This window comes from Thermus parvatiensis, assembly GCF_001535545.1.
Lineage (GTDB): Bacteria > Deinococcota > Deinococci > Deinococcales > Thermaceae > Thermus > Thermus parvatiensis.
The window spans coordinates 452,832-470,444 of record NZ_CP014141.1; the positions used below are offsets into that span (position 1 = coordinate 452,832).

Below are 17,613 nucleotides of genomic sequence, written 5' to 3' on the forward strand. Positions count from 1 at the left end.
GTGTCTTATGGCGACCGCATCCCCTAAGCCCCGGACCTTCTTCAGCCTCTTCTGGCGCCGTCTCCGGCGGCACAAGATGGCCATGGCGAGCCTTGTGGTCATCGTTCTCCTCGTCCTCATGGCCCTGTTTGCTCCATGGATCGCCCCCTACGACCCCACGGCCCAGCCCACGGGCGAGGACGTGGGGGCCTACTACTTCCTGCCCCCTTCCCCCGAGCACCCCCTGGGCACGGACGACCTGGGGCGGGACGTGCTTTCCCGCATCATCTATGGCTCCCGCATCTCCTTGCTGGTGGGCTTTGCCGTGGCCTTTTCCAGCGTGATTCTGGGGACCATCATGGGGACACTGGCGGGGTACTTCTCCGGGCGCCCCTTGAGATTTTACCTGGGCCCCTTGCGCCGGGAGCGGGAGGGGTTTTACCCTTGGAGCTTCGCCCTGTGGCGGGTGTTTTCCTGGTTCCTCTACTACGGGGTGCTCTACCTGGCCCTTTCCATCGCCTGGGCCCTGGCCAAGGATGGGATCCAGGCGGGAAGCCCGGGGAGCTACCTGGGGTTTGGCCTGACCCTGGCCCTGGTGCTTTGGGCCGCTTGGTTTGGGCTTAAGGGGGAGATCCGCCTGGACCTGGACGTGGCCATTAGCCGCCTCATTGACTTCATGCTTACCATCCCCACCCTCCCCCTCCTCTTGGTGCTTTCCGCCCTCCTGCGGGACCCCGAGGTGGCGGTGGGGCGTTGGGCCCAGGGGGTGTTTGGGGATGCCGCCAGCGTGTTCATCATCATCACTATCCTCGTGTTCTTCGGCTGGCTGGGGACGGCAAGGCTCGTGCGGGGGAGCATCCTCTCCCTTAGGGAGATGGACTACGCCACCGCCGCCCAGGCCCTGGGGGCCACGGACGCCCGCATCATGTTCCGCCACCTGGTGCCCAACACCATGGCCCCCCTCATCGTGCAGGCCACCCTGCAGATCGGCGGGGCCATCCTCACCGAGGCTGCCCTTTCCTTCCTGGGCTTTGGCATCCAGCCCCCGGTGGCCACCTGGGGGAACATGCTCACCAACGCCCAGGAGTACATCTTCACCGCCCCGTGGCTCGCCCTGCCGCCGGGCTTCATGATCTTCATCACGGTTCTGGCCTTCAACTACCTGGGGGACGGGCTTAGGGACGCCTTGGACCCAAGGAGCCGCCTTTAAGGCCACTCCTGTGCGGGCTTAAGCCCGCACAGGAGTTTTGGCTAGGGGCTTAGGGGCTGAGCTTCTCCTCCGGGTAGGCGGCCTCCACGAAGTAGAGGCCGTGGGCCGGGGCGGTGGGGCCCGCCAGGCGGCGGTCGGCGGTCTTCAGGATGGCCTCGAGGCTCTCCGGAGGGCGTTTTCCGAGCCCTACCTCCAGCAGGGTGCCCACCATGCCCCGGACCTGCCCCCGCAGAAAGCTCGTGCCCCGGAAGTAGAGGCGAACCTCGAGGCCCGCTTCCCCCTCCGTCACCTGGAGTTGGGCCTCGAGGAGCTCCCGCTCCCCCGGCCGGGTTTCCTCCCTGGCGAAGCCCAGAAAGTTGTGCCGCCCTGGGAGGAGGGAAAGGGCCTTTTCCATGGCCTCCAGGTCCAGGGGGCGCCGCACCCAAAGGGCCCGGTGGCGGAGGAGGGGGGAGGGGTGGGGCCTTACGAGGATCCGGTAGCGGTAGGCCCGCCACAGGGCGTCCTTGCGGGCGTGGAAGTCGGGGGCCACCTCCCGGGCGGCCACTACCTTGAGGTCCTCGGGGAGGAGGCGGTTGAGGGCCTCGGGGACCTTCTCCACGGGGATGGCGCTTTCCACGTCCACATGGAAGGGCATGGCCAGGGCGTGCACCCCGGCGTCCGTGCGCCCCGCGGCCACCGCCTTGGGCAAGGCCCCGATCCCAGGCAGGGCCCTTTCTAGTTCCCCCTGGACCGTGCGCAAACCCCTCCCCTGCCGCTGCAACCCGGCGAATAGGGTGCCGTCGTACTCGCAAAGGAGGAGCAGGCGCCGCACGCCCTCAGGCCTCCTGCCGGACCGGGGCAGGGGGGGTACCCTCCAGGGCCACCCCTTCCCCCACCACCTCTAGCCCTACCCGGTCCCCCACCTTGAAGGGGCAGGTGGGGCCTTCCTGCACCAGGACCTCCCGCTCGGGCTGGACCCCGTGGAGGCGCACCCGGTAGGTGAGGTCGTGCCCCTTGAACTCCCGGGCCACCACCTCCCCCTGGGGGCCCTGCCCCGGGGGGGTGAGGCGCAGGGCCTCGGGGCGGAGGGAGAGGAGGAGGGGTCCCTCCCTGGCTTCCGCCAGGGGCACGCGGCCCAGGCAGGTCTCGGCGTACCTCCCCCGGCCCTCCCCGGGGAGGAGGTTGGTCCGGCCCAGGAACTGGGCCACGAAGGGGGTCTTGGGGCGGAGGTAGACCTCCTCCGGGGTTCCGACCTGAAGAATCTCCCCGCCCCGCATCACCCCGAGGCGGTCGGCGAAGGAGAGGGCCTCCTCCTGGTCGTGGGTGACGAGGAGGGCGGCGGTGCCCGTCTCCTTGAGCACCTTGCGCACCTCCTCCCGGGTGGCGGCCCTAAGCCCCGCGTCCAGGCTGGAGAAGGGCTCGTCCAGGAGGACGAGCTTGGGCCCGGGGGCCAGGGCCCGGGCCAGGGCGACGCGCTGCTGCTGCCCCCCGAGAGCTCCCCAGGCCTCCGGTCCTGGAAGAGGGTCATGCCCACGCGCTCCAGGGCCTTTCGCGCCCGCGCCAGGCGGTCCTTGCCCTTAAGGCCAAAGGCCACGTTGCCCAAGGCGGTGAGGTGGGGGAAGAGGGCGTAGTCCTGGAAGACGAAGCCGATGCCCCGCTTTTCCGGGGGGAGGGCGGTGATGTCCCGCCCCTCCAGGAAGACCCGGCCTGCGTCGGGGGCCTCGAGGCCCGCCACCACCCGCAAGAGGGTGGTCTTGCCGCAGCCCGAGGGGCCCAGAAGGGCCAGGATCTCCCCCGGGTAGAGGGCGAGGTCCACGCCCCGGAGAACCTCCAGCTCTCCGAAGCGCTTGCGGATGCCCTTGAGCTCTAGAAGCGGCGCTCGTTCCACAGCAGCACCCCCACGAAGGCCGCGGAAAGCCCCACGATGAGAAGGGCAAAGGGGGCGGCCTCCGCGAACATGGCTTCCTGAGTGTAGCCGAAAACCCGGGTGGCCAGGGTGCTGAACCCCGTGGGGGCCAGGAGGAGGGTGATGGGAAGCTCCTTCATGGCCCCGATGAAGGCCAGGCTGCCTCCGGCGACAGCGCCCCGCCAAAGCAGGGGGAAGGTGACCCGGAAAAAGGCCCGGGTGGGGGTGTCCCCCAGGGTGCGGGCCGCCTCCTCCAGCCTGGGAGGCACCTGGGCCAGGGCGCTCCGCACGGGGCCAAGGCTCTCCGCGAGGAAGTGGAGGGCGAGGGCGAGGACCAGGAGGGCCAGGGTGCCGTAGAGGAAGGGGAGGGTCCTTAGGCTGAAGAAGATCCAGGCGAGGGCGTAGGCCAGGGGTGGGATGGCGTAGGCCAGGTAGGCGAGCCTTTCCAGGGTGCGGGAGGCGGCGGAGGGGTAGCGGGAGGCCAGGTAGGCGATGGGCAGAGCCATGCCCACGCTCAAGAAGGCCACGGGGAGCGCCACGAGGAGGGCGTGGCCCAAGGCCTCCGCGAGGCCGCTCGTGGCGGAGGCGGGGAAGCGGCGGGCCAGGTGGAGGAGGGCGTAGAGGGGGAAGGCCACCGTGAGGAGGAAGGGGAGGAGGAGGAAGAGGTGGGCCAGGGGGGCCACGGGCCCGAGGCGGGTGGGGGGCGAGGCCCGGGCTGCCCCCCGGCCGCTTCGGCCCAGGTTCAGGCGGCGGAGGAGGACGGCCTCCAGGAGGAGGAGGCTTCCCGTGAGCAGAAGGAGGAAGAGGGCAAGCCAGGCGGCGTAGACCCGGTCAAAGGCGGCGCTGTACTGGAGGTAGATGGCGTAGGAGAAGGTCTCGTAGCGGAGGAGGCTCACGGTGCCGAAGTCGCCGAGGACGTGGAGGGCGATCACCAGGTAGCCCGAGAGGAAGGCGGGGAGGAGCTGGGGCAGGGTCACCCGGAGGAAGACCCGCCACGGGGGGTGGCCCAGGGTGCGGGCCGCCTCCTCCACCGAGGGGTCCACCCCCAGGAAGGCGGCGCGGAGGGCGAGGAAGAGGTAGGGGTAGGTGGTGAGGCCCAGGACCAGGAGGGCCCCCCAGTACCCTTCTGGCCGGGGTAGGGGCAGGAGCCCTCCGGGCCCCGTGGCCGAAAGGAGGACGTAGGCCCCCACGTACCCCGGGACGGCGAGGGGGAGGGTGAGGAGGGTGGCCCAGAGGCGCTTGCCCTTAAGGTCCGTGCGGGTGGTGAGGTAGGCGGCGGGGAGGGCTACGAGGGTGGCAAGGCCCAGGACCCCGACGGCGAGGCCCAGGGTGTTGCGGAGGAGCTCCAGGTTCTTGGGCCTGAGGAGGATCTCCCGCAGGACCAAAGGGTCGGCCTCGAGGGCCCGCACCCCCAGGTAGGCCACGGGGAGGAGGACCCCGCCCCCGGTGAGGAGGGCGGGTAGGAGAAAGGGAAGTAGGCCGGGAAGGGTGGCGCGCCGAAAGAGGGTCATGGCCGTTTGGGAAAGGGGCGGGGTTTCCCCGCCCCTTGGCCCGCTAGAGGACCCCGGTCTCCCTCAGAAGCCTCAGGGCCCGGTCCAGGGGAAGCTTCTCAAAGTCCAGCTTGGGGCTTTTCGCCAGGGCCTCCTCCAGGGGGAGGAGGTTGGGGTCCAGCACCACCCCCTTCACCAGGGGGTACTCCCCGATGTTGCCCACGAAGTACTGCTGGGCCTGAGGGGAGAGGAGGAAGGTGAGGAAGCGGGTGGCGGCGGCGAGGTTCTTGCTGGTCTTGAGGATGCCCGCTCCCGTCACCAGGGCCAGGTTGCCCGCGTCCCCGTCCCGGAAGTGGTGCATCCCCAGGCGGTACCCCGCCCGGCGGAAGCGGACCACGTAGTAGTGGTTGGTGGAGCCCAGGTCCACCTCCCCGGCCCGGATGGCGTCCAGCATGGCGGGGTTGGAGGGGTAGGCCTTGGGGGAAAGGGCCTTCATGGCGAGAAGCCACTCCCGGGTCTTTTCCTCCCCGTGGAGGGCGATCATCCCCGCCACCATGTCCTGGAAGCTGGAGTAGGTGGGGGTCCAGCCCACCCGGCCCACGAGCCCCTTTTCCCGGGCGAAGCGGGGGAGGTCCAGGAGGCTTTCCGGGAGCTCCTCCGCCTTGATCCGGTTCGGGTTGTAGGCCAGGACCCTGAGGCGCATGGTCACGGGGACCCAGGTCTTGGAGGCGGGCACGAAGGCGACGGGCTTCTTTAGGAGCGTATCCCCCAAGGGGCGGAGAAGTCCCTTGGCGGACGCCTGGCCTAAGGCCCCGGCGGTGTTGGCCCAGAAGATGTCCGCTGGCGAACGGGCTCCTTCCTCCTGGAGGGCGGCAAGGATCTGGGCGTCATTGCCGTAGCGGACCTGGACCCGGATACCGGTCTCCGCCTCAAACTGCTTAACCAGGGGTTCCACCAAGCTCTGTCCCCGCCCGGAGTAGATGGTGAGCGTGGGGCTTTGGGCAAGGGCGCCTAGGGTCGCGAAGGCCGCGAGGGTCAGAAAGAAGCGCTTCATCATTGGTACCTCCGTTCTCCATGGGAGGGGCCCCTCCCGGAGAGGAGGGTATCCCGGGGGGGAGAAAATGTCAAGTATTCCGGTCGGATTTATCGGTTTTAGAAATGATAACCGTTCGCAACCAGGGGAAGACGCCCGTGAGGTCCCTAGGCGGGGGCGGGGCCTCTTCCCCTGCGGTGTGGACCAGGGGGACCGGGTTCAGGGTGTGGTGGGGGTGCCAGGGCTCCTCGGCGTTGCCGTGGTCCGAGGCCAGGAGGAGGACGCCGCCTTCGGCAAGGAAACCCTGGAGGAAAAGGGTGAGCTCTCGGAAGCGCGCCCCCAAGGTTTCCGGGGCCCGGTGGGCGGCGAGGTCCAAGGCCCAGTACTCCAGGACCACCAGGTCAAAGGCCCGGGCCAAGGCCGCTGCCTTGGCCCCCGCCCCGTAGGGGTCCTCCCAGAAGCCGGGGGGAAGGGCCAGGGGGTGGCCCAGGGGAAGGAGGGGAAGGCCCGCGAGGCGGGCCGCCTGGGCGAAGGCGGAGAGGAGGAGCCTTTTTCCTTCCGTGGCCCGCCTCAGGTACTCCGGACGGTAGCCGTTGGCGTGGAGGACCTTTAGACCCTTTTCCATGGCCCAGGCGTAGAGGCTTCGCTGGAGAAAGGGCCTGAGCCTGGGGCTCGGAAAGGGGCCCTGGTGGTGGCCGAGGACCTTGGCGGCGTTTTCTCCGGTGAGGAGGGTGGTTTGCCCCGTGCCCGACTGGGGGAGCCCCTCCACCCCCAGGGTGGCGTCCAGGGACATTGGGGCGAGCTCCAGGAGAAAGGGGAAGAGGTCCTCTAAGGCTCCTCCCAGGCCCAGGCCGTCCACGAAGAGGAAGAGCACCTTTCCATCCTAAGGGGGGGCATTTGTCCTGGAGGGTGAGGGCTATCCTGAGCTTGGGAGGTGATGGGATATGGGAAGCTACAACCCGCTGGTCTTCGTTTTAGGCCTGGTCACGGCGGCCGGGGTCTCGGGGGTGGCCTACTTGCTCGCCGTGGCCCGGGGTGGGGACGAGAAGGCCCTGGGCCGGCTTTACGGTCCTCTCTTCTTCACCCTTGGGGTCTTTGCCCTTGGGGCGGTGGCCCAGCTCTACTGGACCAACTGGGCGGGCCGTCCGATGCCCCAGTACACCGAGCTTTTCGGGGTGGCCACGGGGCTTTTCGCCTTCATGATGGTCCTCGCCGGCTTTTACCTCTACCAGGGCCTGGAGCTTAAGGCCCTGGCCTGGCCCTCCGCCTTCCTGGGGCTTTACCTCCTCCAGGGAGCGCGGGCGGTGTTGGACTTCGGCCTCACCCGCAACCCTCCCCTCACCGCCCTCATGTGGGGGGCGGCGGGCCTCGCCAGCATCGGGATCCTCTTCTACGCCTATAGCCGCCCCGAGGCCCGGCGCACCTGGGCCTACCTCGGGGCTTTGGTCCTGGCCCTGATGGCCCTGGGGGCCTTCCTCACCGGCTTTATGGCCTACTACGGCCACATCGCCAGCGCCGTGGGGGGCGGGGGCTAAGGGGCCCAAGGGTTTGTGTCCCCATGCCCAAAGCGCTTCCGGGCATGGGGTAGCCTTTTGAGGAAGGGAGGTGCTATGCCGGTCCGGAAGGCGAAGGCGGTATGGGAAGGCGGGCTTAGGCAGGGAAAGGGGGTTATGGAGCTAGAAAGCCAGGCCTTCCAGGGGCCTTACTCCTACCCCTCCCGCTTTGAGGAGGGGGAGGGGACGAACCCCGAGGAGCTCATCGCCGCGGCCCACGCGGGGTGCTTCTCCATGGCCCTGGCGGCCAGCCTGGAGCGGGAGGGCTTTCCCCCGAAGCGGGTCTCCACCGAGGCCCGGGTGCACCTGGAGATGGTGGAGGGCAAGCCCACCATTACCCGGATTGAGCTTCTGACCGAGGCGGAGGTACCGGGGATCTCCCCGGAGAAGTTTCTGGAGATCGCCGAGGCCGCCAAGGAAGGCTGCCCCGTGTCCCGGGCCTTGGCGGGGGTGAAGGAGATCGCCCTTCAGGCCCGCCTGGTTTAGGGACTACTCCCCCTTCCAGAGGAGGCGGCCACAGGAGGGGCAGCGCACCAGCTGCCCCTGCACCACTTTCTGGGCCACGTGGGTGGGCAGGACCACGTTGCACCCCTCGCAGCGGAAGACCTGGCCCTGGACCGCCATCCGGGCCACCCCGGTGCCCCGGCGGGCCCTGCGGATGGCCTCGTACTCCTTGAGGATCTGGGCGGGGATCGCCGCCGCCATGGCGGTCCGCTCCTCCACCTTGGCGGCGATGGCGGCCTCCAGCTCTTCCACCCGGGCCCGGTTGGCCTCGAGGAGCTCCTGGAGCCTGGGCTTGAGGGCGGCGAGCTCCTCCTCCACCTGGGCGATCTCCGCCTCCAGGTTCTCCATGGCCTCCATGATGGGGGTGGAAAGCTCTAGGAGTTCCCGGATCCGGTCCTTGATCTGCTGGATGCGGTTCTCGTACTGGGTCTGCTCCTTGGCGCTTTGGGCCCGCTTTTGCTCCTCCTCCGCCTGCTTCTCCTTGGCGCTTAGGTCCTCGATGTCCAGGCTGTGGCGGTTGTACTCCCGCTCCAGCTCCGCCCGCCGCTCCAGGAGGTTCGTGAGCCTTTCCTCCAGGGCCTCCACCTGGCCGTGGAGGGCCACGAGCTCCTCGGGCAGGCTCTCCGCCTCGGCCCGAAGCCGGTCGATTTCCAGATCCTTTTCCTGGAGCGCGTATAGCGCCTTCAGTGCCTCCGCCCCGTTCACGCTTCCCATTCTAACCCCGTGAGGAAGGGGTTCGTCCGGGCCTCGAGGCCCAGGGTGGTCCCGGGCCCGTGCCCCGGGTAGACCCGGGTTTCCGGGGGGAGGGAAAGAAGCCTCTTGAGGGAGGCAAAAAGCGCTTTGGGGTCGGCCCCGGGAAGGTCGTAGCGGCCGATGCTTCCCCGGAAGAGGAGGTCCCCGGAGAAGACCTGTCCCCCTTCGGGGTCGTAGAAGGCCACGTGGCCGGGGCTGTGGCCGGGGAGGTGGAGGACCTGGAAGCCAAAAAGGGTCATGCCTTCCTCCAGGGGCTCCACGGGCAAAGGGGGCTTGGGGACGGCGAAGCCCCAGGCCCGGGCGGCGAGGTCCGCCCCCTCGTACAGGGGGAGGTCCAGGGGGTGGAGGTAAACGGGGAGGTCCAGGGCCTCCACCAGAGGGGCCACGGCCCCCACGTGGTCAAAGTGGGCGTGGGTGAGGAGGATGGCCTTGGGGGTGAGGCCCGTTTCCCGGAAAAGCCGGAAGAGCTTTTCCGGCTCGTCCCCCGGGTCAATGAGGACTGGGCCCTCCCCCGTCTCCACCAGGTAGGCGTTTTCCTGGAGGGGGCCAAGGGTGACGGGATAGACCCTCATGGCTCGGTGGGCAGGCCCTCCTGGAGCCACTCGTGCATGGAGCCGAGGTAGTTCCGGGCCCGGACCCCGAGGCTCCTTAAGACGAAGAAGGCCACGGCACTCCGCGCCCCGGAGTGGCAGTAGACCCCCACCTCCTCCCCCGGCCTAAGCCCGAGCCGCTCCAGAAGGCCTTCCGGGCTTAAAAAGAGTTCCAGGGGGACGTTTTTGCTCCCGGGAATCCGCCCGCCCCGGGGGCAGCAGGGGGGGTGGACCTTGCCCTGGTATTCCTCGGGGCTTCGCACGTCCAAAAGAAGGGGGTGGCGGGCGGCCTCGTCGGCGGTGAGGAGCCAGTCCCGCCGCAGCTTAGCCACCACCTCGGTGCGCTCGGGCCTGGGCTCCTCCTTCTCCGTGGCGTAGGGTTCCCAGCCCTCGGTCCAAAGCTGGACCTCGAGGCCGCCCAGGCCCAAAAAGAAGGCGGTGCGGCAAAGCCGGCTGGTGAGCCCCTCGTCGTAGAGGACCACGGGGCTTTTTAGGCCCAGGGTCTGGAAGAGCTCGGTGAGCCCCGCCTCCAGGGCCTTGAGTTCCTCCTCCTCCCGCAGGCGGAGCTTTGGGGCGGAAAGGTCCAGGTGCCGGGCCCCGGGAAGGTGGCCCGCCTCGTAGGCGGGGCGGGGGCGGGTGTCCACCAGGACCGCGTCCTCGGGAAGGTTCATGCCCCTGATTATAGAGGGCCCACGGGTAAGTTAATGGCCTCATATCAGGACTTTACCCACATCTCCGTTTCGTGGTAAATCTCCCCTTGCGGGCGCAGCCCGTATCTGGTACCGGGGGTGATCCATGGACATGCTCAAGGTGGCCGAGGCCAGGCTCCAGGAGTTCACGGGCCGTTTTGCGAGCGTTTTCCCCCGATAAGCGCCTCCACCGACGGTTTGAAGAGGTGGTGCGGGGCGCCTTGGCCGCAGGCTCAGCCCGGGTGAGCGAGATGGTGGCCTCGCTCCCTTCTCCCCTCCAGAACCGCTTCCACCAGGCCAAAGCCCTTTACCGCTTCCTGTCCAACCCACGGGTGGAGGCAGAAGCCCTCCTTGACCGGGTCTATCAGGAGAGCGCGACTGCCCTGGAGGGTGAGGAGGTTCTGGTCCTCCTGGACCTGAGCCCGGTGGCCAAGCCCTATGCCCGGGCCCTGGAGGGGATAGCCCGGGTGGGGAAGGATAGGCGGCCCGGGTACGAGCTCCTCACCGCCCTGGGGTTGGACCCCGCGGGGCGGCTGGCCCTGGGGTACGCCCACCTGGTGGCCTACGGGGAGAGGGGGTTTGCCAGCCTGCCCAAGGAGGTGGAGGGAGCCATTGAGGCGGCCCGGGAGCGATTGGGGGCGTGGGCAGGAGGCTGGTGTATGTGGCGGACCGGGGGTTTGACGACCGGAAGGTGTTTGGGCAGGTGCTGGCCCTGGGGGAGGAGTTCGTGGTGCGGGTCTACCGGGACCGGAAGCTTGGGGAGGGGGGTTCTCTGGCGAAGGTGGCTTCTTCCCTGGCCCTTCCCTGTGGGGAGGAGGTGGAGCTGAGGGTAGGGGGCAGGTACCAGCGGGTGCGGCTCCACTTCGGATGGAGGGAGGTGGAGGTGGAGGGGAGGCGGCTCCACCTGGTGGTCTGCCGGGTGCCAGCCCTGGGGCGGCGTGGGGAGTGGTGGCTACTGACCAGCTTGCCGGTGAGGGGGAGGGAGGAGGCGGCGCGGGTGGTGGAGGCGTACCGCAGGCGGTGGGAGGTGGAGCGGTTCTTCCGGCTTTTGAAGACGGGGCTGGGGCTTGAGACCTTCCAGGTGCGGGGGCTTGCCCGGATCCGGAAGGTGGTGGCGGTTTTGCTGGGGCTGGCGGTGTTCCTTTGGGAAGTTGAGCGGTTGGGGGATCCGTTCAAGGGGTTTCTTTTGCAGCTCGGGGGCAAGCTGGGGCTGCCCAGCGAGAGGGATGGTCCGTACCTGCTCCTGAGGGGCCTGGTTCGCCTGCTCAACTATGAAGTCACCCAAGAACTCTTGAAGCAGGCTAAGGGAGGGCGAGGAAGGAGTTTTGGGTAAAGCCCTGGCTCATATCTCTTGACAAAAACGGGCGCATGTGATATAAGCGAGGATGGGAGGTGATGGCGATGACCCTGGTGCGGAGGGACGCTCGCCCCATGGAGCTCACGCCCTTCCGGACCTGGAGCCCCTTCACCCTGGTGGACGAGGTCAACCGCCTCTTTGAGGAGGCCTTCTCCGACCTCGTCCGGCCCGCCGCGGCCTACGTGGCCCCGGCCGACCTCTACGAGACGGACGAGGCCCTGATCCTGGAGATGGCCGTGCCCGGGATGACCCCTGAGGACCTGGAGGTGAGCCTCGAGGGCAACAAGCTCACCATCCGGGGCCAGGTGAAGCCCGTGGCCGACGAGCGGGTGCGGCGGTACTACCTCCAGGAGATGGCCCACGGCTCCTTCGTCCGCACCTTCACCCTGCCGGTGGAGGTGGACGCCTCCGGGGTGAAGGCGGAGTTCCGGAACGGGATCCTCCGGCTCACCCTGCCCAAGGTGGCCGAGGCCCGGGCCAAGCGGATCCCCATCGAGGTGGTCCAGTAAGGGCGTGAGGCCTTAACCCCCGGGAAGACCCCGGGGGTTAGGCCTTTTTCAGGGCCTCGGAAAGCCGCTTTAGAGCTTCCTCCAGCACCTCGGGGTAGGTGGCGAAGTTGAGCCGGACGTAGGTGTCGTACCCCCGGCCGAAGCTTTCCCCTGGGTTCAGGGCCACCCGGGCCTCCTTGAGGAAGAAGGCCGCCGCCTTGGGGATGGGGGTCTTGAGCCAGGCCAGGTAGGTCCCCTCCGGCGGGTGGTGGCCGAGCCCCCGTGCCTTGGCCCAGGCCGCCACCCGGTCCCGGTTGGCCCTAAGCCGCTCCAGGGTGGCCTTAAGCCAGGGCCCCCCTTCCCTCAGGGCCGCCTTCCAGGCGGCCATGGCCAGGACGTTGGGGAAGACGTGGGGCAGGTGGCGCTTCACGGCCTCCACCAGAGCCTTGGGGCCGAGGACCGCCCCGATGGGCAGGCCCGCCAGGTTGTAGGCCTTCCCCGGGCCCACCAGGGTGAGGGTCCTTTCCGGGAGGAAGCGGGCCAGGGGGACGTGGGGCTTCTCGTAGGTGAGGGGGGCGTGGAGCTCGTCGGAAACCACGATGAGGTCGTGCTTGCGGGCGATCTGGGCTACGGCGGCAAGTTCCTCCTCGTTGAAGACCCGGCCCGTGGGGTTGTGGGGGTGGCAGAAGAGGAGGAGGCGGGTGGCGAAGGCCAGCCGCTCCAGCCCCGCGAGGTCCAGCCGGTAGCCTTCCGGGGTCTCCCGCAGGGGGTTGGCGAGGACGGTGCGGCGCTGGTCCTGGATGGCGGCGAGGAAGGGGGGGTAGATGGGGACCTGGGTGAGAACCCCCTGGCCCGGGGCGGTGAAGGCGGCCACGGCGGCGTAGAGCCCCACCACCACCCCAGGCATGAAGGCGAGCTCCGCCTCGAGGCCCAGGGCTTCTAGGATCAGCTCCTTGAGCTCCCGGTCCCCCTCCCGGGGCGGGTAGCCGAGAAAGCCCCGGGCCCGCTCGGCGAGGGCTTGCTGGATCGCTTCGGCCGGGGGAAAGTCCATGTCCGCCACCCAGAGGGGGAGGACGCCCTCGGGGTAGGTGCCCCACTTGAGGGAGCCGGTGCGGGGAGGCAGGTCCATGGGCTTATCTTACCCGGCCTCAGGTGTGGTCCTGGACCACCTCCAGCCCGCGGGCCTTAAGCCGGTCCACCAGGGCCCGGACCGCCCCCTTGACGGCCTCGGTGATGAGGGGGCTGCCGAAGCGGCTCACCCCGGCGTAGACCCCCCGGGCGCTTTTGCGGACCTCGAGGAGCAGGTCCTGGGTCAGGTCCTCCTCCTCCACGTGGGTGAGGACGTAAAACCCCTCCTTGCCCCGGGCCACCTCCAGGAAGACGGCGACCCCTTCCTTCAGGCGCACGGCGGTCTTCTCCAGGGCCAGGTCTTGGGGCAGCTCGCCGGAAAGCAGGGCGTGGGCCACGTCGTACCTCCTTAAGGGGGGCCAGGGGGCGGGGTCTTCGCCGAGCTTGGTGAAGACGGCGTGGAAGAAGGTCCGCCCCGCCTCCTTCCACTTTAGGGCGTACTTGGTGCGGAGGTGGGCCTCCGGGGGCGGCCGGACCTCTATCCGGTAGAGCCCGGTCCGCTCCGCCTCCTCCAGGGCGAAGCGGAAGTACGCCTCGTGGTCCGTGGTGAGGAGGAGGCTCCCCCCGGGCTTCAGGCGGGTGGAGAGCCTGCGGAAGAAGGCCTCCCGCAGGAGGCGCCGCTCCTGGTGCCGCTTCTTGGGCCAGGGGTCGGGGAAGTTGACGATGACCTGGTCCAGCGCGCCCGGCGGGACCAGGTTCCGAAGGGCGAAGGGGCCCTGGCCGTGGTAGAGGCGGACGTTGGTGAGACCCTCCCGGCGCATGCGGCGGAGGGCCCGGAGAACGCTGGCCGCCGAGACCTCGGCCCCGAGGACGAGCCAGTCGGGGCGGGACCGGGCGAGCTCCGCCGTGAAGCGGCCGTCGCCGAAGCCGATCTCCAGGACGAGGGGGCCTTTCCGGCCGAAGAGGTCCTGCACTTCAGGAGGCCAGCGGTGGAGGCGGGCGGGCACGACCAGCACGGTTGCCGATTATACGGCCTCTGTCCTGGGCTTGCCTAGTAAATTGCCTTGTACCCCGGAGGGGGCGGGAGAAGGGAGAGAAGAACCCTAAGGCCGTAGGCGATGAGCTCCAAAAGCGCCCGCGCCATGGCCGTCCAAGGCTTCCGCTCCCAAAGGTACCCCCCACCCAGCCGCGTCTTCATCCCCCCAAACACCCCCTCCACCACCCCGCGAAACCGGTACACCTCGGGGTCCCACCCCTCCCGCGCCCGCACCCGCGCCTCCTCCCTGGCCTCGCCCCCGCCCCGAAGCCGGATCACCGGCCGCACCCCCGCCTCCCCCAAAACCCCCCACACCTCCTTCCCGTCAAACCCCGCGTCCGCCAAAAGCCACCCCCGGGAAGGAGGAAACCGCCTCAGCACCTCCCCCCCAAGCCGGGGGTCCGGGGCGTAGCCCTCCCCCACCACTCCACCCCAGGGCCATAAGAGCCGCCTCTCCCTATCCCACCGCATCAGGGCCAGAAGCCGCGCGTGCCCCCGCACCCGCCGCACCTCCTTCCCCCGACGAAAGCGGAGAAGCCGGTCCTTGCTCCGGTAGGCCAGCCCCGTGGTGTCCATGAGGTAGAGGGGGGGAAAGCGCCGCCAGGTGTGCCGGCGCCTCGTCCGAAGCCGCTTCGCCTTCCGGCGAGGACTCCGGGGCGAGATGGGCCTCCAGTTCCCGGGAAAGCCTCTCCAGGAGGGCCTCAAGGAGTTTGGGGTCCAGGTGCTTGAGGGCGTAGCGGGCCAGGGACTGGTGGGAAGGGAAGGGGCCTTCCATCAGGTCCTGGAGTGAGGCCTCCGTCTCGCGGTAGGTGAGGTGGAAGAAAGCGCGGAAGAGAAGGAGGGCCAGGTAAAGGGCGTGGCTGTAGCGCCAGGGGCGGCCCCGCTTGCCTTTGGGGGTGGGAGGGGCCACCTCCCGGGCCAGGCGCAGGCAGTGTTCCAGGACCTCCTTGGGGCTTGCCTCCCTGCGAAGGAAGCCTCGCTTGCCCATCAGGAGAGAGATATACACCCGTCCTCCTGACCTTTGCAAGGCAAGCCCCTCTGTCCTTGACGGGACCTTCTTCCCGGCGCAAAATCAGAAGGATGCGCGCCGCCTTCCGTACCCTGGGGTGCAAGGTCAACCAGGTGGAGACCGAGGCCCTTTTGGGCTTCCTCAAGGCCCTGGAGCCGGAGGTGGTGCCCCTGGAGGCCGGGGGGGCGGACCTCGTGGTCATCAACTCCTGCGCCGTCACCACCACGGCGGAGGCGGACACCCGCAAGGAGGTGCGCCGGGCGAGGCGGTACAACCCCCACGCCTTCATCGTGGTCACGGGGTGCTACGCCGAGCTCGCCCCCGAGGTCCTAAAGGAGCTCGGGGCGGACGCGGTGGTCCCCAACGCCCGGAAGGCCGAGCTTCCCCGGGTGATCCTGGAGCGCTTTGGCCTTCCCTCTGACCCCATCACCACCCCGCCCAACGAGTTCTGGGGCGCGGGGGAGAGGGGGCTTTTAAACAGCCGGGTGCGGGCCTTCCTCAAGGTCCAGGACGGGTGTCAGGCGGGCTGCGCCTACTGCATCATCCCGAGGCTTAGGGGCAAGGAGCGCCACCGGGACCACCGGGAGGCCCTGGCCGAGGCCGAGGCCCTTTTGCGCCTGGGAATCCAGGAGATCGTCCTCACCGGGGTGCGCCTCGGGAGCTACAAGGGGCACCCCCGGGGCCTTGCCGGGCTCGTGGAGGACCTCTACCACCTGGGGGCCAAGGTGCGGCTTTCCTCCATAGAGCCCGAGGACACGGGGGAGGACCTCCTTAAGGTGATCGGCCGCTACGCCCCCGAGGTCAGGCCCCACCTCCACCTTTCCTTGCAGACGGGCTCGGACCGGCTCCTCAAGCTCATGGGCCGCCGCTACGACAAGGCCTACTACCGGGAGTTGGTGCAGAGGGCCTACGACCTCATCCCCGGCTTCGCCCTCACCACCGACGTCATCGCTGGCCTGCCCACGGAGACGGAGGAGGAGCACCGGGAGACCCTGGCCTTCCTGGAGGAGCTCAGGCCCACCCGGGTCCACGCCTTCACCTACACGCCGAGGCCCAAGACCCGGGCGGCCTCCATGCCCCAGGTCCCCCCGGAGGTCAGGAAGCGGCGCACCAAGGAGCTCATCGCCCTGGCCCAGCGCCTGGCGGAGGAGCGGATCCGCCCCAGGCTCGGGGAGCGGGTGGAGGTCCTGGTGGAAAGGGTGCAGGGGGGAGAGGCCCTGGGCCACACCCCCGACTACTACGAGGCCCGCCTTGAGGGCGAGGCCTGCCCCGGGGAGACGGTCTGGGCCCGGGTCCACGGGGTGGAGGGGTACGTCCTTTTGGGCCGGGTGGAGGGGGTGAAGGAAGGGGCCAGGGGGGCCCTGGAGCTTCCCGTGCGGTAGGATGCTTTCCATGGGGTGCGTCTTCTGCCGCATCATCGCCGGGGAACTCCCTTCTAAAAAGGTCTACGAGGACGAGGGCTTCGTGGCCTTCCACGACATCAGGCCCAAGGCCCCGGTGCACGTCCTGGTGGTGCCCAAGGAGCACGTGGAGAAGCTTTCCGACTACCCCGACACCGAGGAAGGGGAGAGGAAGCTCGGAGCCCTCTTCCGCACCGCGAACCGGGTGGCGCGGGTCCTGGGCCTCGAGGGCTACCGGGTCCAGGTGAACGTGGGGGAGAAGGGGGGGCAGGAGGTCTTCCACGTCCACGTGCACGTCATGGGCGGATGGGGATGAGGAAGCGGTCCAGGAGCTTCCCCTGGGGGTCCAGGGCGTAGCCCAAAAGGCCCTCCCGCCCCACCTCCAGGAAGAGGGCGTGGTGGGCCACGGCGAGGGCCCGGCTCCAGGGGAGGGGCGGGCGGGTGCGGTAGAGGCCCGCGCCCCCGCCTCCCGTCACCACGTGGAGGAGGCCCTGGACCTCCAGGCGCTCGTAGTGGTGGTCGTGGCCCGCAAGGACCAGGGCCACCCCGTGGCGGCGGAGGAGGGGCTCGAGGAGGCTCCTTAAGGCGGGGCTTCCCCCGTGGAGCCCCGAGGAGTAGAGGGGGCGGTGGAGGAAGAGGGCCTTGAGGGGGGCGGTGGAGCTTTGCAGGGCCTCCTCCAGCCAGGCCCTCTGGGCTCTGAGGTCGCCCTCCGTGTAGAGGACGAAGACCTCGAGGCTACCGAAGCGGACCCGGTAGTGGGGCCTCTCCAGGCCGAAGCGGCGGAGCTGGGCCTCGAGGTTCGGGGCGTCGTGGTTGCCGAAGGCGGGGTAGAGGGGAACGGGGGGGAGGTCTTGAAGGTAGGCCTCCACCACCCGCCCTCTAGGGTAGAAGTTGTCCCCGGTGGTGAGGAGGGCGGTGAAGGGGCTTTGGGCGTGCTCCTTTCGGAGGAGGGCCGCCACCTGGGCCCGCCCCCTGGTGTCCGCCCCCCAGTCCCCGATCACCCCCAGGCGCTGGGCCTGGGCCAGGGTGAGGGCGAAAAGGAAGGGGACGAAGAGGCGCAGGAGGCGAGCGCCCGTCCCTCGGTGGCCAAGCATGGCCCCGGCCCCCGCTCTGAGGAACGCCGCTTAGGCTTCCGCCGCCCCGTGGGGGCGGATGTTGGCCTCCTCCACGCCCGCCTTCTCCACCACCTCCTCCGCCACCAGAATGGGCGCCCCCGCCCTGAGGGCCAGGGCCATGGCGTCGGAGGGACGGGCGTCCACCTCCAGCTCAATCCCCCGGTGCTCCAGGATGAGGCGGGCGTAAAAGGTTCCGTCCCTAAGGTCAACGATCTCCACCCGCTTGAGCTTGGCCTGGAGCATCTCCATCACCGAGAGGAGGAGGTCGGGGGTGAGGGGCCTTGGGGGCTTTTCCCCCTGGAGGGCCACCACGATGTGGTGGGCCTCGAGGGGGCCGATGACGATGGGGAGGAGCTTGTCGTTTTCCGTCCTGAGCAGGACCACCACGCTGCCGTTCTGGGGGTCCACGCCCAGGGTTTCAATCTTGGCGTGCAGCATGCCCTCAGTATAGACT

General features: G+C 69.1%; 21 protein-coding genes and 1 pseudogene. 9 read left to right on the plus strand and 13 right to left on the minus strand.

Translation table 11 applies throughout. The annotated features are described in order from the left end of the window. Positions 1-7 precede the first annotated feature (7 nt). Positions 8-1,189, plus strand: coding sequence for an ABC transporter permease (locus AV541_RS02590; protein WP_060384165.1), 1,182 nt, complete (start codon positions 8-10; stop codon positions 1,187-1,189). Positions 1,190-1,238: 49 nt separating this feature from the next. Here the strand turns inward: AV541_RS02590 and truA are convergent, their stop codons facing one another. From truA to AV541_RS02615, 5 genes and pseudogenes are all read right to left on the minus strand, one after another. Next, the gene (gene truA / locus AV541_RS02595; RefSeq protein WP_008633295.1) at positions 1,239-2,000 is read right to left on the minus strand and encodes a tRNA pseudouridine(38-40) synthase TruA; all 762 of its coding nucleotides are present in this window, start codon (positions 1,998-2,000) and stop codon (positions 1,239-1,241) included. Positions 2,001-2,004: 4 nt separating this feature from the next. Next, positions 2,005-3,056: pseudogene (locus AV541_RS02600) on the minus strand (ABC transporter ATP-binding protein). Next, complete coding sequence (locus AV541_RS02605; protein WP_060384166.1) at positions 3,035-4,585, minus strand: ABC transporter permease; 1,551 nt, start codon at positions 4,583-4,585, stop codon at positions 3,035-3,037. Before AV541_RS02605 ends, AV541_RS02600 begins: the two are co-directional and overlap by 22 nt. 43 nt (positions 4,586-4,628) lie before the next feature. Then, complete coding sequence (locus tag AV541_RS02610) at positions 4,629-5,621, minus strand: iron ABC transporter substrate-binding protein (protein ID WP_060384167.1); 993 nt, start codon at positions 5,619-5,621, stop codon at positions 4,629-4,631. Positions 5,622-5,688: 67 nt separating this feature from the next. Then, complete coding sequence (locus AV541_RS02615) at positions 5,689-6,471, minus strand: metalloenzyme (RefSeq protein ID WP_008633281.1); 783 nt, start codon at positions 6,469-6,471, stop codon at positions 5,689-5,691. A 70-nt stretch (positions 6,472-6,541) separates the two neighbouring features. Between AV541_RS02615 and AV541_RS02620 the strand changes: the two genes are divergently transcribed. Together AV541_RS02620 and AV541_RS02625 are read left to right on the plus strand one after the other, a co-directional pair. After that, positions 6,542-7,132 (plus strand): DUF981 domain-containing protein, encoded by a 591-nt coding sequence (locus AV541_RS02620; RefSeq protein WP_060384168.1) that lies wholly within the window; start codon positions 6,542-6,544, stop codon positions 7,130-7,132. 75 nt (positions 7,133-7,207) lie between these two features. Then, positions 7,208-7,636, plus strand: coding sequence for an OsmC family protein (locus tag AV541_RS02625; RefSeq protein ID WP_060384169.1), 429 nt, complete (start codon positions 7,208-7,210; stop codon positions 7,634-7,636). 3 nt (positions 7,637-7,639) lie between these two features. Here the strand turns inward: AV541_RS02625 and AV541_RS02630 are convergent, their stop codons facing one another. The 3 genes from AV541_RS02630 to AV541_RS02640 are packed head-to-tail and all read right to left on the minus strand — an operon-like array spanning position 7,640 to position 9,668. Further along, positions 7,640-8,368 (minus strand): zinc ribbon domain-containing protein, encoded by a 729-nt coding sequence (locus AV541_RS02630; protein ID WP_060384170.1) that lies wholly within the window; start codon positions 8,366-8,368, stop codon positions 7,640-7,642. After that, positions 8,356-8,979 (minus strand): MBL fold metallo-hydrolase, encoded by a 624-nt coding sequence (locus tag AV541_RS02635; RefSeq protein ID WP_060384171.1) that lies wholly within the window; start codon positions 8,977-8,979, stop codon positions 8,356-8,358. The genes AV541_RS02630 and AV541_RS02635 overlap by 13 nt, the downstream gene beginning before the upstream one ends. After that, positions 8,976-9,668, minus strand: coding sequence for a sulfurtransferase (locus tag AV541_RS02640; protein WP_008633271.1), 693 nt, complete (start codon positions 9,666-9,668; stop codon positions 8,976-8,978). The genes AV541_RS02635 and AV541_RS02640 overlap by 4 nt, the downstream gene beginning before the upstream one ends. Before the next feature lie 227 nt (positions 9,669-9,895). On the opposite strand from AV541_RS02640, the gene AV541_RS11990 reads away from it, so the two are divergent. From AV541_RS11990 to AV541_RS02650, 3 genes are all read left to right on the plus strand, one after another. After that, positions 9,896-10,513 carry a hypothetical protein gene (locus AV541_RS11990; protein ID WP_244880569.1) on the plus strand — a complete coding sequence of 206 codons (618 nt, stop codon included), beginning with the start codon at positions 9,896-9,898 and terminating at the stop codon, positions 10,511-10,513. Next, positions 10,399-11,019 carry a transposase gene (locus AV541_RS11995; RefSeq protein ID WP_244880628.1) on the plus strand — a complete coding sequence of 207 codons (621 nt, stop codon included), beginning with the start codon at positions 10,399-10,401 and terminating at the stop codon, positions 11,017-11,019. Before AV541_RS11990 ends, AV541_RS11995 begins: the two co-directional genes overlap by 115 nt. Positions 11,020-11,087: 68 nt before the next feature. Further along, on the plus strand, positions 11,088-11,552 hold the full coding sequence (locus tag AV541_RS02650) for an Hsp20/alpha crystallin family protein (RefSeq protein WP_008633265.1): 465 nt from the start codon (positions 11,088-11,090) through the stop codon (positions 11,550-11,552). 37 nt (positions 11,553-11,589) lie between these two features. Here the strand turns inward: AV541_RS02650 and AV541_RS02655 are convergent, their stop codons facing one another. From AV541_RS02655 to AV541_RS02665, 3 genes are read right to left on the minus strand one after another with little or no spacing between them, the layout of a single operon-like run. Continuing rightward, a complete protein-coding gene (locus tag AV541_RS02655) occupies positions 11,590-12,660 on the minus strand; it encodes a cystathionine beta-lyase (protein ID WP_060384172.1) in 1,071 nt (356 codons plus the stop codon). A 19-nt stretch (positions 12,661-12,679) separates the two neighbouring features. Next, complete coding sequence (trmB, locus tag AV541_RS02660) at positions 12,680-13,615, minus strand: tRNA (guanosine(46)-N7)-methyltransferase TrmB (protein WP_060384173.1); 936 nt, start codon at positions 13,613-13,615, stop codon at positions 12,680-12,682. 35 nt (positions 13,616-13,650) lie between these two features. After that, the gene (locus tag AV541_RS02665; RefSeq protein WP_224065233.1) at positions 13,651-14,298 is read right to left on the minus strand and encodes a transposase; all 648 of its coding nucleotides are present in this window, start codon (positions 14,296-14,298) and stop codon (positions 13,651-13,653) included. Here AV541_RS02665 and AV541_RS12000 point away from each other — a divergent pair. From AV541_RS12000 to AV541_RS02680, 3 genes are all read left to right on the plus strand, one after another. Beyond that, positions 14,240-14,425, plus strand: a complete 186-nt coding sequence (locus AV541_RS12000; protein ID WP_223966770.1) for a hypothetical protein — start codon at positions 14,240-14,242, stop codon at positions 14,423-14,425. The genes AV541_RS02665 and AV541_RS12000 overlap by 59 nt on opposite strands. Before the next feature lie 290 nt (positions 14,426-14,715). After that, positions 14,716-16,026 (plus strand): MiaB/RimO family radical SAM methylthiotransferase, encoded by a 1,311-nt coding sequence (locus AV541_RS02675; protein ID WP_060384174.1) that lies wholly within the window; start codon positions 14,716-14,718, stop codon positions 16,024-16,026. A gap of 10 nt (positions 16,027-16,036) precedes the next feature. Continuing rightward, positions 16,037-16,360, plus strand: coding sequence for a histidine triad nucleotide-binding protein (locus tag AV541_RS02680; protein ID WP_060384819.1), 324 nt, complete (start codon positions 16,037-16,039; stop codon positions 16,358-16,360). On the opposite strand, the gene AV541_RS02685 is transcribed toward AV541_RS02680, so the two are convergent. Both AV541_RS02685 and AV541_RS02690 read right to left on the minus strand, forming a co-directional pair. Further along, positions 16,341-17,138 (minus strand): metallophosphoesterase, encoded by a 798-nt coding sequence (locus AV541_RS02685; RefSeq protein WP_060384175.1) that lies wholly within the window; start codon positions 17,136-17,138, stop codon positions 16,341-16,343. The genes AV541_RS02680 and AV541_RS02685 overlap by 20 nt on opposite strands. A gap of 30 nt (positions 17,139-17,168) precedes the next feature. After that, positions 17,169-17,597, minus strand: coding sequence for a bifunctional nuclease family protein (locus tag AV541_RS02690; RefSeq protein WP_008633255.1), 429 nt, complete (start codon positions 17,595-17,597; stop codon positions 17,169-17,171). Between the last annotated feature and the right edge of the window lie 16 nt (positions 17,598-17,613).

Coding starts and splice junctions, on each gene's coding strand:
- AV541_RS02630 (WP_060384170.1), bottom strand. CDS start 8,368: ATGGGAAGCGTGAACGGGGCGGAGGCACTGAAGGCGCTATACGCGCTC.
- AV541_RS02650 (WP_008633265.1), top strand. CDS start 11,088: ATGACCCTGGTGCGGAGGGACGCTCGCCCCATGGAGCTCACGCCCTTC.
- AV541_RS02680 (WP_060384819.1), top strand. CDS start 16,037: ATGGGGTGCGTCTTCTGCCGCATCATCGCCGGGGAACTCCCTTCTAAA.
- AV541_RS02590 (WP_060384165.1), top strand. CDS start 8: ATGGCGACCGCATCCCCTAAGCCCCGGACCTTCTTCAGCCTCTTCTGG.
- AV541_RS02675 (WP_060384174.1), top strand. CDS start 14,716: ATGCGCGCCGCCTTCCGTACCCTGGGGTGCAAGGTCAACCAGGTGGAG.
- AV541_RS02620 (WP_060384168.1), top strand. CDS start 6,542: ATGGGAAGCTACAACCCGCTGGTCTTCGTTTTAGGCCTGGTCACGGCG.
- AV541_RS02625 (WP_060384169.1), top strand. CDS start 7,208: ATGCCGGTCCGGAAGGCGAAGGCGGTATGGGAAGGCGGGCTTAGGCAG.
- AV541_RS02655 (WP_060384172.1), bottom strand. CDS start 12,660: ATGGACCTGCCTCCCCGCACCGGCTCCCTCAAGTGGGGCACCTACCCC.
- AV541_RS02605 (WP_060384166.1), bottom strand. CDS start 4,585: ATGACCCTCTTTCGGCGCGCCACCCTTCCCGGCCTACTTCCCTTTCTC.
- AV541_RS02640 (WP_008633271.1), bottom strand. CDS start 9,668: ATGAACCTTCCCGAGGACGCGGTCCTGGTGGACACCCGCCCCCGCCCC.
- AV541_RS02610 (WP_060384167.1), bottom strand. CDS start 5,621: ATGATGAAGCGCTTCTTTCTGACCCTCGCGGCCTTCGCGACCCTAGGC.
- AV541_RS02635 (WP_060384171.1), bottom strand. CDS start 8,979: ATGAGGGTCTATCCCGTCACCCTTGGCCCCCTCCAGGAAAACGCCTAC.
- AV541_RS02685 (WP_060384175.1), bottom strand. CDS start 17,138: ATGCTTGGCCACCGAGGGACGGGCGCTCGCCTCCTGCGCCTCTTCGTC.
- AV541_RS02690 (WP_008633255.1), bottom strand. CDS start 17,597: ATGCTGCACGCCAAGATTGAAACCCTGGGCGTGGACCCCCAGAACGGC.